This window comes from Aliidongia dinghuensis (assembly GCF_014643535.1).
GTDB classification, from domain to species: Bacteria; Pseudomonadota; Alphaproteobacteria; order ATCC43930; family CGMCC-115725; genus Aliidongia; species Aliidongia dinghuensis.
In genome coordinates, this window is the sequence record NZ_BMJQ01000001.1 from 60,164 (window position 1) to 74,916 (window position 14,753).

General features: G+C 67.1%; 14 protein-coding genes. 5 read left to right on the forward strand and 9 right to left on the reverse strand.

From position 1 onward, the window contains the following. The first annotated feature begins 120 nt into the window (after positions 1-120). From IEY58_RS00225 to IEY58_RS00245, 5 genes are all read left to right on the forward strand, one after another. Complete coding sequence (locus IEY58_RS00225) at positions 121-816, forward strand: alpha/beta fold hydrolase (protein WP_189041215.1); 696 nt, start codon at positions 121-123, stop codon at positions 814-816. Between the two features lie 156 nt (positions 817-972). Beyond that, positions 973-1,818, forward strand: a complete 846-nt coding sequence (locus tag IEY58_RS00230) for an alpha/beta fold hydrolase (protein ID WP_189041217.1) — start codon at positions 973-975, stop codon at positions 1,816-1,818. 62 nt (positions 1,819-1,880) lie between these two features. Then, a complete protein-coding gene (locus tag IEY58_RS00235; RefSeq protein ID WP_189041218.1) occupies positions 1,881-2,855 on the forward strand; it encodes a zinc-binding alcohol dehydrogenase family protein in 975 nt (324 codons plus the stop codon). Positions 2,856-2,885: 30 nt separating this feature from the next. Next, positions 2,886-3,656, forward strand: a complete 771-nt coding sequence (locus tag IEY58_RS00240; RefSeq protein ID WP_189041220.1) for an SDR family oxidoreductase — start codon at positions 2,886-2,888, stop codon at positions 3,654-3,656. Between the two features lie 429 nt (positions 3,657-4,085). After that, the gene (locus tag IEY58_RS00245) at positions 4,086-4,985 is read left to right on the forward strand and encodes an alginate lyase family protein (RefSeq protein ID WP_229743371.1); all 900 of its coding nucleotides are present in this window, start codon (positions 4,086-4,088) and stop codon (positions 4,983-4,985) included. Positions 4,986-5,027: 42 nt separating this feature from the next. Here the strand turns inward: IEY58_RS00245 and IEY58_RS00250 are convergent, their stop codons facing one another. From IEY58_RS00250 to IEY58_RS00290, 9 genes are all read right to left on the reverse strand, one after another. Beyond that, the gene (locus IEY58_RS00250) at positions 5,028-6,752 is read right to left on the reverse strand and encodes a DUF4832 domain-containing protein (protein WP_189041224.1); all 1,725 of its coding nucleotides are present in this window, start codon (positions 6,750-6,752) and stop codon (positions 5,028-5,030) included. 162 nt (positions 6,753-6,914) lie between these two features. Continuing rightward, positions 6,915-7,235, reverse strand: a complete 321-nt coding sequence (locus IEY58_RS00255) for a hypothetical protein (protein WP_189041226.1) — start codon at positions 7,233-7,235, stop codon at positions 6,915-6,917. A 249-nt stretch (positions 7,236-7,484) separates the two neighbouring features. Beyond that, the gene (gene fba / locus IEY58_RS00260) at positions 7,485-8,546 is read right to left on the reverse strand and encodes a class II fructose-bisphosphate aldolase (protein ID WP_189041228.1); all 1,062 of its coding nucleotides are present in this window, start codon (positions 8,544-8,546) and stop codon (positions 7,485-7,487) included. A gap of 17 nt (positions 8,547-8,563) precedes the next feature. Then, on the reverse strand, positions 8,564-10,618 hold the full coding sequence (gene tkt / locus IEY58_RS00265) for a transketolase (RefSeq protein ID WP_407648369.1): 2,055 nt from the start codon (positions 10,616-10,618) through the stop codon (positions 8,564-8,566). Between the two features lie 36 nt (positions 10,619-10,654). Beyond that, on the reverse strand, positions 10,655-11,530 hold the full coding sequence (locus IEY58_RS00270; RefSeq protein WP_189041230.1) for a phosphoribulokinase: 876 nt from the start codon (positions 11,528-11,530) through the stop codon (positions 10,655-10,657). Next, positions 11,521-12,624: a class 1 fructose-bisphosphatase gene (locus IEY58_RS00275; RefSeq protein WP_189041232.1), complete on the reverse strand. Its 1,104-nt coding sequence runs from the start codon at positions 12,622-12,624 to the stop codon at positions 11,521-11,523. Before IEY58_RS00275 ends, IEY58_RS00270 begins: the two co-directional genes overlap by 10 nt. A gap of 68 nt (positions 12,625-12,692) precedes the next feature. Beyond that, complete coding sequence (gene cbbX / locus IEY58_RS00280) at positions 12,693-13,598, reverse strand: CbbX protein (protein ID WP_189041234.1); 906 nt, start codon at positions 13,596-13,598, stop codon at positions 12,693-12,695. Continuing rightward, a complete protein-coding gene (gene rpe / locus IEY58_RS00285) occupies positions 13,595-14,311 on the reverse strand; it encodes a ribulose-phosphate 3-epimerase (protein ID WP_189041236.1) in 717 nt (238 codons plus the stop codon). Before rpe ends, cbbX begins: the two co-directional genes overlap by 4 nt. Continuing rightward, positions 14,308-14,745 carry a ribulose bisphosphate carboxylase small subunit gene (locus tag IEY58_RS00290; RefSeq protein WP_189041238.1) on the reverse strand — a complete coding sequence of 146 codons (438 nt, stop codon included), beginning with the start codon at positions 14,743-14,745 and terminating at the stop codon, positions 14,308-14,310. The genes rpe and IEY58_RS00290 overlap by 4 nt, the downstream gene beginning before the upstream one ends. Positions 14,746-14,753 lie beyond the last annotated feature (8 nt).

Genomic DNA, 14,753 nt, shown 5'->3' on the forward strand with positions numbered 1-14,753 from the left:
GAGCCCTTCTGACACATAACCCCTCGATGATCGCTTGACAAGTTATGTTCGGCGATGATAACCGTCTAAATGTCATTTAGACGGTTATGAGCCTGGTTCGTGTTCAGAAGGAGAGCGGTAATGTCATCGAATGACGTGAGTGTCGTGCTCGTCCATGGCGCCTGGGCGGATGGATCGAGCTGGGCGAGGGTTGTCGGGCCGCTGGCGGCCCAAGGTGTCCGGGTGGTGGCAGCGCCGTTACCGCTGACGTCGTTCCGCGACGATGTAGCGGCGGTCGAGCGTGCGCTGGAGCGGGTGTCGGGGCCGGTCGTGCTCGTCGGCCATGCCTATGCCGGGGCCGTCATCGCGGCGACGCGCGACGAGAAGGTCAAGGCGCTCGTCTATGTGGCGGCACTCGCCCCGGACGAGGGCGAGACCGTTGCTGACGTCTTCTATCGCACCGAGCCGCACCCTGAGGCGCCTAAGCTGGCACCGGACGATCACGGGCTGATTTATCTGCCGGAGAACGCTTTCGCCGCCGCCTTCGCCCAGGATGCTGCCGCGGAAGAACTGGCCGTGCTAGCGGCGGTTCAGCGGCCGATCTCGCCCGCATGCATCACCGTCGCCGTGGAGCGGCCGCTGTGGAAGGACCGTCCGGCCTGGTTCCTGGTGGCGGAGCGGGACCGCATGATCGTCCACGAAAACCAGCGCTTCATGGCTGAGCGAATGGGAGCGCGGATCCGCTCTCACGATGTCGACCATGCGCCGCTCGTGACCGCGCCCGCCGCTGTCGTGGACATCGTTCGCGAGGCGATCGCCGAAATTGTCGCAGGCTGACAGCAACCCTTGCGCCCAAGGCGCGAGGGCCAACAACCTGTCTCATCCGAATCTTTCCGTAACCTCTAGAAATATCATTGACAGGTTACAACGCTCGCTTCATAACCTGACTAACAACGCTGACATGGTTATGATCTTCTCGGAGGGAAACACGCCATGACCGCCATCAACTACCGCACCGCCGACGTGGACGGCTTCAAGGTGTTCTATCGCGAGGCCGGCCCCGCCGACGCGCCGAAGCTGCTGCTGCTGCACGGCTTCCCCAGCGCCGGCCACATGTTCCGCGATCTCATTCCGCTGCTGGCCGATCGCTTCCATCTCATCGCCCCCGACCTGCCGGGTTTCGGCAACTCCGACCTGCCGAGCCGTGGCCATACGTTCGAACGGATTGCCGATGTGATCGACCGCTTTACCGAGGTCGTGGGATTCGATCGTTACGCCGTCTATGTGTTCGACTACGGCGCGCCGACCGGCTTCCGCCTCGCCGTCAGGCATCCGGAACGGATCACGGCGATCATCTCGCAGAACGGCAATGCTTACGAAGAAGGCTTGAGCGACGGCTGGAACCCGATCCGGGCCTATTGGCAGGACGCGTCGCCGGCCAACCGCGAGGCGCTGCGCGCCTTCTTCACGCCGGAGACGACGATCTGGCAGTACACGCACGGCGTGCCCGAAGCGGCGCAGGTCTCGCCGGACGGCTACTCGCTCGACAACTTCTACCTGGCCCGCCCTGGGGCCCACGAGGTGCAGCTCGACCTGTTCGGCGACTACAAGAGCAACGTCGCGCTCTACCCGACCTTCCAGCAGTATTTCCGGACCCACAAGCCGCCCTTCCTGGCGGTGTGGGGCAAGAACGACCCGTTCTTCCTGCCGCCGGGCGCCGAGGCGTTCAAGCGCGACATCCCGGATGCGGCCGTCCACTTCTTCGACACCGGGCATTTCGCGCTGGAGACGCATGCCGCCGAGATTGCGGCGGCCATCCGCGACTTCCTTTCCCGCTGACCTCACGACAACCGCGCCCGCGCCGTCGCGCAGGGCAGGGCGCCCCCTCACGGAGATCTATCATGCGTGCCATCGTCCTCGAGAAATTCGGCGGGCTCGACAGCCTGGTCTACAAGGACATTCCGGAGCCGGAGCCCCAGGCCGGCCATGTGGTCATTGAGATCAAGGCGTTCGGCATCAATCATGCCGAAATGCACATGCGCCGGGGCGAATGGGCCGAGGCGGCGCCGGTCAGCGGCATCGAGTGCGTCGGCATCGTGAAATCCTGCCCCGGCGGCGAGTTTCCGGTCGGCGCCAAGGTGGCGGCGCTCATGGGCGGCCTCGGCCGGACGATCAACGGCAGCTACGCCCAATATACCCGTGCGCCGGTCTCGAACGTCGCGCTGATTGAGGCGGACCTGCCGTGGGCGGAACTCGCGGCGATCCCCGAGAGCTATGCGACCGCCTGGACCTGCCTGTTCCGCAACCTCGAGATCAAGGCGGGCCAGCTGCTCGTCATCCGCGGTGCCACCTCCTCGTTCGGCCAGGCGGCACTGAAGCTGGCCGTCAACGCCGGCGCCCGGGTGATTGCGACGACGCGCAACAGAGAGCGCTTCGCGCTGCTGCAGAAGCTCGGCGCCGAACGGTGCGAGGTCGAGCGCCCGGACCTCTCGAAGGATATTGCCGAGGCGAAGCAGATCGATGCCGTGCTCAACCTGGTCGGCAACAGCGTAGCACTCGACTCGCTCGCCATGCTGCGCCGTGGTGGCCGCACGTGCCTGGCTGGCTTTCTGGGTGGGCTCGCCCCGATCCCCGACTTCAACCCGCTCTTGCAGATGCCGAGCGGCGTCCATCTCAGCTTCTTCGGCAGCTTCGTGTTCGGCACGCCGGGCTTCCCGCTGTCGGACGTGCCGCTGCAGCAGATCGCCAAGGACGCCGCGGCCGGCCGGCTCGACGTCACGCCGGTCCGGGTCTTCCGCTTCGACGAGATCCGTGAGGCGCACCGCGTCATGGAGGCGAACGAGGCCGGCGGAAAGATGGTCGTGGTCCACGACTGATACGCCCCTGTGCCAGCAAGGAGACATCCCATGTCGCAGTCAGTAGCCATCGTCACCGGCGCCAGCCAGGGCATCGGCCAGGCGACCGCGATCCGCCTCGCGCACGACTTCACGGGCCTGGTCCTCGTCGCGCGCAACCGGGCCAATCTGGAGGAGACCGCGGCGGCAGCGAAGGCTGCCGGTGCCGAAGTGCTGGTCATCGATGCCGACCTCGCCGAGCCGTCGGCCGCGCAGGCTGTGGTCGACCAGACCTTGGCGACCTTCGGCCGGATCGACGCGCTGCTCAACATCGCGGGTGCCGTACCGCAGATCGACCTGTTCGAGATGACCGACGAGCAGTGGGAGCGCGGCCTGGCGCTGAAGCTGCACGGCGCCCGGCGGCTCACGATCGCCGCATGGCCGGCCTTGAAGGCGGCCAAGGGCTCGGTCGTGCTGATGTCGGGCAACTCGGCCTTGTTCCCGAAGGCGCCCTATGCCGCCGTCGGTACGATCAATGCCGCGATCGTGGCCTTGGCGAAGGCGTTCTCCGATCGCGGCATCGCCGACGGCGTGCAGGTGAACAGCGTCCTGCCCGGCCCGGTGATGACCGGCCGCCGCCGGTCCTATCTCGAGCACTGGGCGCCGCTGCACAACATGACGGTCGAGGCGGCGACGGCCAACTTCCCGAAGGAAGCAGGCATCGCCCGGTATGGCGAGCCGGCGGAAATCGCCGAGCTGATGGCCTTCCTGGTTTCGCCCGGCGCCCGCTGGATGACTGGCTCGACGCTCCGCATGGACGGCGGCGAGGTGAAATCCATCTGACGAGGATCAAGGGCGGGATCGATCCCGCCCTTTTCTTTTGGGGCGGGAGACCTTCATGCGCGCTTCCAGTCGACTCAATGACCGGCATGCGCCGGCACGCTGCCCGCAAGAGGTGCTCGCCGCCGCTTCTGCCGAAGGCCGATCATAGCGACCACGCGGTCTCGAATATTGGGGTCATAAAAAATAATTTCTCCGGTCAAATAATATTAATTTACTGTTTGGCGCGATCTGTTGAATATCAGTGCGACATCGAAGCGCACGACGTTTTTAAAAATATTTTGACGGTGCGGCTCGTCGCAATAATTGATCAAGACGATTTCCCGGTGTGAGATGATCCGAAAAGCGAAAGTGGGCGCGGCGCGTCAGTCTACCTCTGGCGGCGGTCGATGGCGGATTGCGGCCCACGCCCTGGCTGTCTCTGTCGGCCTGTTGATCAGTCATGCGGGCCAAGCGCAGCCGTGCAATGTCCCGCCGCCGCTCGCCTCGGTCGATGTTCCGGGCTTTTATGACGACCCCGCGGGTTACGGGCGCGCCATCGCGCCGCTCCACGCCTTCATCGAGCAGGTGAACAAGGCGGCCGACGCCGGTGATCGCGCCTGTCTCACCGATCTGCTCGGCACATGGGCGCGGGCTGACGCCATGATGGCGCCGATCCGCGGCTACCAGGGCTATTACGAGCGCTCCTGGGCCGGGACCGACTTCGCGCTGGCGCTGCTCCGCTTCCGCCCGCCGGGGCGGACGGCCTCGGACGTGCCGGCCGTGGTCACGAACTGGCTGGTGCGGATCGCGGCCGGGACGCGCGATGCCGAGGCGATCAATCACCTGCACAACAATCTCGTCTATTGGGCCGGGCTCGACCTGGCGGCGATCGGCACGCTGGCGAACCGGCCGGACCTGGTGGATGCCGGCATTGCCCGGGCGCGCGAGGGTGTCCGCGACATCCTGCAGAACGGCACGCTCGAGCGCGAACTGAAGCGGGGCGATCGGGCGCTGCACTACCATAATTTCGCGCTCATCCCGCTGGTGTTCACCGCCGAGCTCGCCCGGGCGCGCGGCGTCGATCTCTATGCGGAAAACAACGGCGCGATCCGGCGGTTGGCCGATCTCGTGATCAAGGCCGTGCAGAACCCGGCGAGCTTCGCCGCCTACAGCGCCACGCCGCAGCAGCTCTTCCCCTGGACCTTCACCAGCGATCTCGCCTGGATGGAACCGTACGAGGCGCGGTTCCACGATCCGCGCCTGCTCGCGCTGATGGCGCCGCGCCGGCCGTTCATCAATCTTCGGCTCGGCGGCAACGTCACCGCCGCCTGGCGGCAGGCCGTCGACTGACGCGAGACGGGCCGTCGTCTTGGCCGTCCGCCACGTCCGCGCTCAGCGAGACGGCTCCGGGATCGCGATCTTTCCAAGCGAATAGCGGCCATCGGTAAAGCGACCCTCAAGCGCCAGCTGCATCGGGGCCAGATAGCTCGTCGGGTCTGCGACCTCGACCTGCAGCTCGTAGGTGCCGGACGGCACGGTCGGCGGCAGCACGACGGTGTCGCGCACGATGAGCGGCGTCTGCGGCGCGAACGGCGCGGCTCCGGTCGGCAGAACCTGGCGCAGGTCGACGGCGGAGGTCCAGGTGAGCGCCGGCGCCGGTTGTCCTCGCCTCAGCAGCCATAAGCTGTAGCGCACCTGCCAGGCATCGTAGGCGGGCGTCACGCCGCGATTGAGCCAGCTCGTCTCGACCGAGAGCGTGCCGGCCCCGCTCCGGTCGGCCGTGACGGCAACGCGAGCGGGCGCGAACCGGTAACCGGCATAGAGCCCGGCGGTGAGGAAGGCCTGCTGCTCGGCCGCCGGATAGGTGCTCCAGTCGGTGCTGCAGAGCGACGCGTTCTTGATGGACGCGACATGGGTCGCGAGTACTTCTTCGTCGATGCAGTAGTTCGGGACCGCGCCGTTCCACCCGGCGACCGAGCAGTTGTAGGCGCGCGACCGGTCGGCCGGCAGGACCTGCTCGAAAGTCTGGCAGGGGAAGGTCGGCGAGGCGCCGTTGCCGTAGGCCTCGGTGACGAACGGGGCCGTCCGCCAGCGGGCGAGGATCGCCTGGATGTCGCCGGCGGTATTGCACCCCGGCAGGGCATCCGGGAACTGCCAGTAGAAGGAATTGATGCTGGAACCCAGGCTGTCGCGCCTGAGGCCGATCGGCTTGCGCTGGCCGGCGAGCGTAAGCGCGTAGCACACCGCATCGCCGTCGTCGGTCAGCATGAGAAGTTGGGTCTTCGGAAAGGCCGAAGCATAGGCCTGCACGATCTGGGTCTTGCTGGCGGCCGTGCCGGCGGCATAGGCCCCTGCCACACCCTTGTTCGACAGATATTGCTGCTGGTTGATGCTGAAGTAGGGGGCCGCGACGCCGTAGGGAATGCCCCACTTGTAGTCGGCACTGTCCGGCAGGCCCGCAGTATGCCACTCGCCCCAGCTGCCGTAGAGTCCAATGTCGACCCAACCCATCCGCGGATCGCCGTCATAGGCCCGGCCCAGCGCCGCCACCAACGCGGCCATGCGCTGCTGCACATAGGGATCGTTCCAGTCCGGAATGAAATAATGGCCTTGCGTCGCGTCCTGAGGATCGAGCGGCAGCAGCCAGCCATGGTCGCGGGTCTCGAGATAGGCTGGCACGTCGGTATAGACCGGATAGCCGTCGGCGCCCGTCGCGAGGTTGGTGTCGGATTTCTGTTGCGGGTTGAAGGCCATGACGCGGAAGCCGAAGCGATCGCCCTTCGGAAGGGCGGCCAGCACTTTGTCGATGACCGAGAAGTCGAACTTGCCCGCGCCGGCCGCCTCGAGCGAATGCCATGAAACACGGCCATAGACGTCGACCGGCCGGGCTGGCCAGGGTGCGGCATTCGTCGCCTTGACCGGCTGCAGCGCCAAGGTCCTGGGATTCTGGAAGAGCCCGGTGTAGAGCCCCGAGAAGGGGTTCGCGATCGGGGCGTCGGGCGCCAGCTGCTGCGGCTCCAGCACTTGGGTCTGGAGCGGCACCTCCGCCCCGAAGACGGGTGCCGCAAGGACCGACAGGACGCAGAGGGCAGGGAGGCAGCAGCGCATTTGGAGCATGGGCGCAACCGATCGGAACGAGGACGGCAGGCGATTGCCGAGACGGGTGATCAGGAAGTCGCTGCGCCGACATGTCCAGGGAGGCCGACCGTCGTCCCCTGTCCGACACCAGAAAAGCCGATCTTCGTTACAACCACAAGATGGCTGGCAAGATGCGCTCGACTATATGTTCGCGACGTCGTCGCCCGGGCGTGGCTCGCCGCGGTCGTGATGCCGCGACCGTTCCCGCTCGCGCAGCTTTGCGATGGCCGCATCCAGTGCCGCACGACCGGCGGCGATCGCGTCCTCGCCGACCTCTTTGGCGCGCTCGCTCAATGCGCGAAGCTGGTCCTCGAGCTGCCCCAAGGAACAGTCCCCGGCGTCCATCTCAGCGCGGTCGCAACTCTCGGACGGGGCCGTCCGGGCCGACCCGGCCGTCGCGGGCGGCACCCAGGCGGCGAAGCATGTCAACACGAGCAGGGCGGCTGTGAGCCTGCGGAACATCCCACGTCTCCGTCGGCGGAGCGTCACGGGCCTAGACTAGACCCGGACCGCCAGCGGCACCAGCGGGGCTCATGGAACGGGGCGCGTCGCCAGGATGAGCGGCGGCGCGTATTCCCAGGCGAGCTGCATCAGTCGTTCCGGAGTCATCGGCGACCTCCCTTGCAGGACGGGCGGTTCCTTGAGCCCGGGACGATTATAGTCCGGTTCGGCGCGAGGACAGCCACCGTCCGCGGTCAGCCTGCGCGTGCCTCAGGAAGCGAGGCGGATTGCATGGGCGCCGTATTGCTCCGCCATCTGGTCGAGCGGCACGGGCTTGATGCGGGACGCCTGTCCGGCGGAGCCGAAGGCCTCGAAGCGCGCGCGGCACAGCTCGGTCACGGCCTTGGTCGCGTCGGCGAGGAATTTGCGCGGGTCGAACTCATCCGGCTTCTGCGCCATCAGCCGGCGCATGGCGCCGGTCATGGCAAGGCGGATGTCGGTGTCGATGTTGATCTTGCGCACGCCGTGGCGGATGCCCTCGCGGATTTCCTCGACCGGCACGCCATAGGTCTCCTTGATCGCGCCGCCGTGCTCGCGGATGACGGCGAGCCATTCCTGCGGCACCGAGGACGAGCCGTGCATGACGAGATGCGTGTTCGGCAGGCGCTGATGGATCTCGCGGATCCGGTCGATCGCCAGGATGTCGCCGGTCGGCTTGCGCGAGAACTTGTAGGCGCCGTGGCTCGTGCCGATCGCGATCGCGAGCGCATCGACCCCCGTCTTGGCGACGAAATCGGCCGCCTGGTCCGGATCGGTCAAGAGCTGGCCGTGCGAGAGCTTGCCCTCGGCGCCCGAGCCGTCTTCCTCGCCGGCTTCGCCCGTCTCGAGCGAGCCCAGGACACCCAGCTCGCCCTCGACCGAGACGCCGACCGCATGCGCCATGTCGACCACGGTGCGGGTCACGCGGACATTGTAGTCGTAGCTCGCCGGCGTCTTCATGTCCTCCGTGAGCGAGCCATCCATCATGACACTCGTGAAGCCGGCGCGGATCGAGCGCTGGCACACCGCGGGGCTTGCCCCGTGATCCTGGTGCAGCACCACCGGAATGTGCGGCCAGGTCTCGACCGCCGCGGCCACGAGATGGCGCAGAAAGGCCTCGCCCGCATATTTCCGGGCGCCGGCCGAGCCTTGCAGGATCACCGGGCTGTCGCAGGCGTCCGCCGCCGCCATGATCGCCTGGATCTGCTCCATGTTGTTGATGTTGAAGGCGGGCAGTCCGTAGCCGTGCTCGGCCGCGTGGTCGAGCACTTGCCTCATCGATACGAGCGCCATCCCACTCTCCTTCCTTTCTATGAGGGCTGCCGAACGCAGCGGGCCACGGTTTCGGCGATCCGCTCGGCCGTGAAGCCGAAGTGCTGGAACAGGACGTTCGCCGGGGCGGACGCGCCGAACCGGTCGAGGCCGACAACCGCACCGTCGAGCCCGACATATTTCCACCAGAGGTCGGACGCCCCGGCCTCGATCGCGACGCGCGGCACGCCGTCCGGCAGCACCGCGCGGCGATAGGCCAGGTTCTGCCGGTCGAAGACGGTGGTCGACGGCATCGAGACGACGCGGGCGGCAATCCCCTGGGCGGCAAGGAGCTCCCGTGCCGCGACGGCCAATGCGACTTCCGAGCCGGTCGCGATCAGCACGACCGCCGGTGCCCAGTGGGCTTCCGCCAGAATGTAGCCGCCGCGCGCCGCAAGCCCAGCCCGCTCGGGCCCGGCCGCCTGTTCCGGCAGAGCCTGGCGCGACAGCAGCAGGCAGGTCGGGCCATGGCGCCGCTCGACCGCGGCGCGCCAGGCCACCGCCGTCTCCAGCTGGTCGCACGGGCGCCAGACGTCCATGTTCGGAATGAGGCGGAGCGAGGCCGCATGCTCGACCGGCTGGTGCGTCGGTCCGTCCTCGCCGAGCCCGATCGAATCATGGGTCAGCACGAAGATCGACCTGAGGTCCATGAGTGCGGCGAGGCGCAGGCCGTTGCGCGCATAATCGGAGAAGACGAGGAACGTGCCGCCGAACGGGATGTAGCCGCCGTGGAGCGCCACGCCGTTCATGACCGCCGTCATGCCGAACTCGCGCACGCCGTAATGCAGGTAGTTGCCGCCCCGCTCACGACTGACCGAACGTGATGCTTGCCAGGCCGTGAGGTTCGAGCCGGTGAGGTCGGCCGAGCCGCCGAAGAGCTCCGGCAGCTGCGCCGCGAGCGCTTCGATCGCGAGCTGCGATGCCTTGCGGCTGGCGACGCCGCCGGCCGGGCGCGGTTCGGCCAACCAACGATCCGCCCAATGGGCGAAGCTTTCGGGCAGTGCGCCCGCCATGCGCCGGCTGAACTCGGCGGCGAGCGCCGGATAGTCCGCGGCATAGGCGGCGAAGCGGCTGTCCCAATCCTGCTGCGCGCGGGCGCCGGTTGCAGAGGCATCCCAATGGCGGCGCAATTCGTCCGGAACATGGAAGGCCGGGCCTTCGCATCCGAGGACGGTGCGCGCCTTGGCGGCCTCGTCCGCGCCGAGCGGCGCGCCATGCACCTCGTGCGTGCCGGCGAGCGCCGGCGCGCCCCAGCCGATCACCGTCTTGCAGCAGATGAGCGTCGGCCGGCCGCAGGGCCGGAGCGCCTCGCGGATCGCGGCATCGATCGCGTCGGCATCATGGCCGTCGACGTCGCGAAGCACGCGCCAGCCATAGGCCTCGAAGCGCTTCGGCGTGTCGTCGGCGAACCAGGTCTGGACGTGCCCGTCGATCGAGATGCCGTTGTCGTCGTAGAAGGCGACCAGCTTGCCGAGGCCGAGAGTGCCGGCGAGCGAGCAGGCCTCGTGCGAGATGCCTTCCATCAGGCAGCCGTCACCCAGGAAGACGAAGGTCCGGTGGTCGACGATCCGATGGCCCGGCCGGTTGAACTCTTCGGCGAGCAGCCGCTCGGCGAGCGCCATGCCGACGGCGTTCGCGATCCCCTGGCCGAGCGGCCCGGTCGTGGTCTCGACCCCCGGTGTCACCCCCACCTCGGGATGGCCCGGCGTCTGCGACTCCCACTGACGGAAGCGCTGCAGCTCAGCAAGCGGCAGGTCGTACCCGGTCAGATGCAGCAGGGCATAGAGCAGCATCGAGCCGTGGCCGTTCGACAGTACGAAGCGATCGCGGTCCGGCCAGCGCGGATCGGCCGGATTGTGCTTCAGGTGATCGTTCCACAGCACCTCGGCGATGTCGGCCATGCCCATCGGCATGCCTGGATGACCGGACTTGGCGGCCTCGACCGCGTCGATCGCCAGCACGCGGAGCGCGTTCGCCATTGCGCGACGATCGGGCGTGCGGCGATCGGGCGCATGGGGGGCGAAAGCGGGCTCGGTCTGGAACATCGCCGTCATCGTCTCTTCTCCCGTTTCGGCCTCATATACTCGGTCTCACAGGGCGCGCTTCTTCTGGTCCATGAGCTGCCAGAGCATCGGTGTGAAAATGAGCTGCATGGCGAGCGGCATCTTGCCGCCCGGGCAGACGATGGTGTTGGGCCGCGACATGAAGCTGTTGTGCAGCATCGACAGCAGGTAGGGAAAATCGATGCCGCGCGGGTTGCGGAACCGGATCACCAGCATGCTTTCATCCGCCGTCGGCACGTCGCGTGCGATGAAGGGGTTGGACGTGTCGACCATCGGCACGCGCTGGAAGTTCACGTCCGTGCGCGAGAATTGCGGGCAGATATAGTTCACGTAGTCCGGCATGCGCCGGAGGATCGTGTCGACGATCGCTTCCTCGGAATAGCCGCGCACCTTCTTGTCGCGGTGCAGCTTCTGGATCCATTCCAGATTGACGATCGGCACGACGCCGATGAGCAGGTCGGCGTGGCGCGCGACGTTCACCGTCTCGGTCACGACCGCGCCATGCAGGCCTTCGTAGAACAGCAGGTCCGTGCCGGACGGGATGTCCTGCCAGGCCGTGAAGGTGCCGGGCGGCTGGTTGAAGGGGGCTGCCTCCTCGTCGTCGTGCAGGTATTTCCGCACCCGCCCGGTGCCGGTGTCGCCATAGTGGCGGAATAGTTCCTCGAGCTCCTCGAACAGGTTGGAATCCGGGCCGAAATGGCTGAAAACCTTCTGGCCGCCCTCCTGACTTTCGGCCAGCCGCGCCCGCATTTCCTTGCGGTCGTAGCGATGGAAGGCATCGCCCTCCACGATCGCCGCCGTGATGCGCTCGCGCCGGAAGATCTGCTGGAAGGTCGTGGTGACGGTCGTGGTGCCGGCACCCGACGAGCCGGTAATGGCGACGACCGGATGTCTCACCGACATGGCAGGCCCTCCGCTTCGTTGGCGTCCGCTTGGAACAGCGTCCTTGTGTTGAAGAGCGGCGTGCGGAAGACCAAGGCCTCGCCACGATCGAAGATCTCGTGATAGCGGACGAGCCGCTCGACCTCCTCGCGGGAGCCCAGGATCACCGGCACACGCTGATGGATCACCTCGGGCACGATGTCGAGGATCGGTTCGCGCCCGGTGCTGGCGGCGCCGCCCGCCTGCTCGACCAGCATCGCCATCGGGCTCGCCTCGTAGAGCAGGCGGAGCCGCCCCGGACGGGCCGGTACCTTGCGGTCGCGCGGGTACATGAAGAGCCCGCCGCGCAAGAGGATGCGATGGACTTCGGCCACCATTGCCGCGATCCAGCGCATGTTGAAGTCGATGCGGCGCGGCCCCGCCCGGCCCTCGATGCACTCCTCGACATAGCGTCGGACGGGCGGCTCCCAGAAGCGCTCGTTGGACGCGTTCACGGCGAATTCGCACGTCGTCTCGGCGATCCGCAGGTCGGGGTGGGTGAGGAGGAAGGTGCCGGTCGTGCGGTCGAGCGTGAAGCCGTGGACGCCGGCGCCCAGCGTCAAGACCAGCATCGTCGCCGCCCCGTAGAGCGCGAAGCCCGCGGCAAGTTGCTGCCGACCGCGCTGAAGGAAATGGGCCGGCAAAAGCTCGCCCGCATCTTCTGGTGCCCGCAGCACCGAGAAGATGGTGCCGAACGGCATGTTGAGCTCGACGTTGGACGAACCGTCGAGCGGGTCGAAGACGAGGAGATGGCGGCCCCTCGGGGAGCCGGGAGGCAGGCTGTAAGGCTCCGCCATCTCCTCGGAGACCATGCCGCGGAGTGCCCCGCTCCGCTCGCAGGTCTCCAACATGATTGCGTTGGTGAGGACGTCGATCGGCTTCTGCGCCTCGCCCTGGACGTTGATCTCCGTTGCGACACCGTCCGTCGTCGCGAGCGTGCCTTGCGCGACGACCGTCGCAATGGACGTGCAGGCGTGCGCCACGCTCTCGATGAGCGCTGCGAGCTCCTCGTCGATGCAGCCCTGATTCTGGGCCTCCTTGATGAATTGGCCGAGGCTCGTGCACCTGACTGACATGGCTTCCTCCCGTGAACGTCGTTGCCAGCTTGTGAGGTCGCTGGCTTTTGAAGGCGCGGCTGAAGTCGTTAGCTCGTGAAGACGCGGCTTGCCCTGATGTCGGCGGCGGTAATCGTCTCCAATGCCTCGCGGTCGAGCGCCCGGTCGAGCTCGGCGAACAGGCGGTTCGCCTGGCGCAACCGTGCCCGGTCGAGCGCGTTGCGGATCGAACGTGCGTTCGAGAAGCGTGGCTGGCGCATGCGCCGCTCGATATAGTCCTTGAGTGCCACCCGGGCGTCGGCGTCCACGGCATAGTGCATGGTCGCGAGCATCAATTCGGCGATGCGGAACAGCTCCTCCCCGGTGTAGTCGGGAAAGTCGATGTGGTGGGCGATCCGCGAGGCCATGCCGGGATTGCTCCGGAAGAACGTCTCCATGCGGTCCCGGTAGCCGGCGAGGATCACGACGAGATCGTCGCGGTTGTCCTCCATCACCTGGAGCAGGATCTCGATCGCCTCCTGGCCATAGTCGCGCTCGTTCTCCGGCCGGTAGAGGTAATAGGCCTCGTCGATGAACAGCACGCCGCCCATCGCCCGCTTCAGCACGTCCTTCGTCTTGGGGGCGGTATGGCCGATGTACTGGCCGACCAGGTCGTCGCGGGTGACGCTCACCACGTGATTGCGCCGGACATAGCCGAGCCGGTGCAGGATCTCGGCCATGCGCCGCGCCACCGTCGTCTTGCCCGTGCCCGGATTGCCGGTGAAGCACATGTGTAGCGACGGCGGCTCCGCCTCCAGACCGAGGGCGCGCCGCGCGCGCTCGACGAGCAGAAGGGCGGCGATCTCCTGGATCCGGCGCTTGACCGGTGCCAGCCCGACAAGCTCGCGGTCGAGCTGCTCGAGCGTTTCGCCGATATTGGTTTCGGCATGGAGCGCCCGGAGGTCGACCCGGTTGTCGGTAATGGCGCCGTTGGTGATGGCGGCGAGGGCGGTCATGCAGCGTCCTCGATAACGGGGCTGTTGGTGAGCGCGCGACGCATCGCGCCGATGACCGGCCGGTAACCATCTTCGGCATCGCGGGCGCCGAAGATGGCGGAACCGGCGACGAAGATGTCGGCGCCCGCCGCTGCGACACGGCCGATATTGTCGAGTTTGACGCCGCCGTCGACCTCGAGCGCGATCGGCTGGCCGCCGCGGGCGGCATGCGCATCGATGCGGGCGCGCACGGCAGCGAGCTTGCGAAGCGCCTCGTCGATAAAGATCTGGCCGCCGAAGCCGGGATTGACCGACATGACGAGGATGAGGTCGAGCCGGTCCATCACATGGTCGAGGTGATGGAGCGGTGTCGCCGGATTGAGTGCCAGACCCGCCTTGCACCCATGTGTGCGGATGAGGGCGAGCGTGCGGTCGACATGCTCGGAGGCTTCCGGATGGAAGCTGATAAGGTCGGCACCCGCCTCGGCGAAAGAGGGGACGAGCGCATCGACCGGCTTCACCATGAGGTGCACGTCGATGGGCGCGGTCGTGTGCGGCCGGAGCGCGGCGCAGACGAGCGGGCCGATCGTCAGGTTCGGCACATAGTGATTGTCCATGACGTCGACATGGATCATGTCGGCGCCGGCCGTCACGACGTCGCGGACTTCATCCCCGAGCCGGGCGAAGTCGGCGGCGAGGATGCTGGGTGCCAAGAGCGGTGCGCGCCGGCTCATGATGCGGAGCTCCGGGCATAACGGGTGCCGCTCGGGTGCCTCGTGGTGGCATAGCTGCGCACCGCATAGCCGACGCGGCGGCCGGCCCCCTCCGTGCGGACGAGCTCGAAGCCCGGTTCTTCCGCGGGGCGATCGACGATGAAGGACATGCGCAGCGTCTCGAAGCCCTTGCTCGCATCGAAGGCCAGGAGCCGGATGTACTTGCCGCCATGGGCGGCGCGGCACTCCTTCAGCTCCATCATGATCCCGGCCGGATCCTTGATGTCGAACATCGGCGTGCCCCACATCGACCAGTAGGTGTTGCGCGGGTGCGGATCGTCGGTGAACTCGATGCCGATCGCCCAGCCCTGGCCGAGCGCGTATTCGATCTGCAGCCGGATCTCGTCGTCGGTGAGATCGGGCAGGAAGGAGAATTGTCCTTGGGTGAGGCGCATCGGGGTTC

Coding starts and splice junctions, on each gene's coding strand:
- IEY58_RS00225 (WP_189041215.1), top strand. CDS start 121: ATGTCATCGAATGACGTGAGTGTCGTGCTCGTCCATGGCGCCTGGGCG.
- IEY58_RS00230 (WP_189041217.1), top strand. CDS start 973: ATGACCGCCATCAACTACCGCACCGCCGACGTGGACGGCTTCAAGGTG.
- IEY58_RS00235 (WP_189041218.1), top strand. CDS start 1,881: ATGCGTGCCATCGTCCTCGAGAAATTCGGCGGGCTCGACAGCCTGGTC.
- IEY58_RS00240 (WP_189041220.1), top strand. CDS start 2,886: ATGTCGCAGTCAGTAGCCATCGTCACCGGCGCCAGCCAGGGCATCGGC.
- IEY58_RS00250 (WP_189041224.1), bottom strand. CDS start 6,752: ATGCTCCAAATGCGCTGCTGCCTCCCTGCCCTCTGCGTCCTGTCGGTC.
- IEY58_RS00255 (WP_189041226.1), bottom strand. CDS start 7,235: ATGTTCCGCAGGCTCACAGCCGCCCTGCTCGTGTTGACATGCTTCGCC.
- fba (WP_189041228.1), bottom strand. CDS start 8,546: ATGGCGCTCGTATCGATGAGGCAAGTGCTCGACCACGCGGCCGAGCAC.
- tkt (WP_407648369.1), bottom strand. CDS start 10,618: ATGACGGCGATGTTCCAGACCGAGCCCGCTTTCGCCCCCCATGCGCCC.
- IEY58_RS00270 (WP_189041230.1), bottom strand. CDS start 11,530: ATGTCGGTGAGACATCCGGTCGTCGCCATTACCGGCTCGTCGGGTGCC.
- IEY58_RS00275 (WP_189041232.1), bottom strand. CDS start 12,624: ATGTCAGTCAGGTGCACGAGCCTCGGCCAATTCATCAAGGAGGCCCAG.
- cbbX (WP_189041234.1), bottom strand. CDS start 13,598: ATGACCGCCCTCGCCGCCATCACCAACGGCGCCATTACCGACAACCGG.
- rpe (WP_189041236.1), bottom strand. CDS start 14,311: ATGAGCCGGCGCGCACCGCTCTTGGCACCCAGCATCCTCGCCGCCGAC.
- IEY58_RS00290 (WP_189041238.1), bottom strand. CDS start 14,745: ATGCGCCTCACCCAAGGACAATTCTCCTTCCTGCCCGATCTCACCGAC.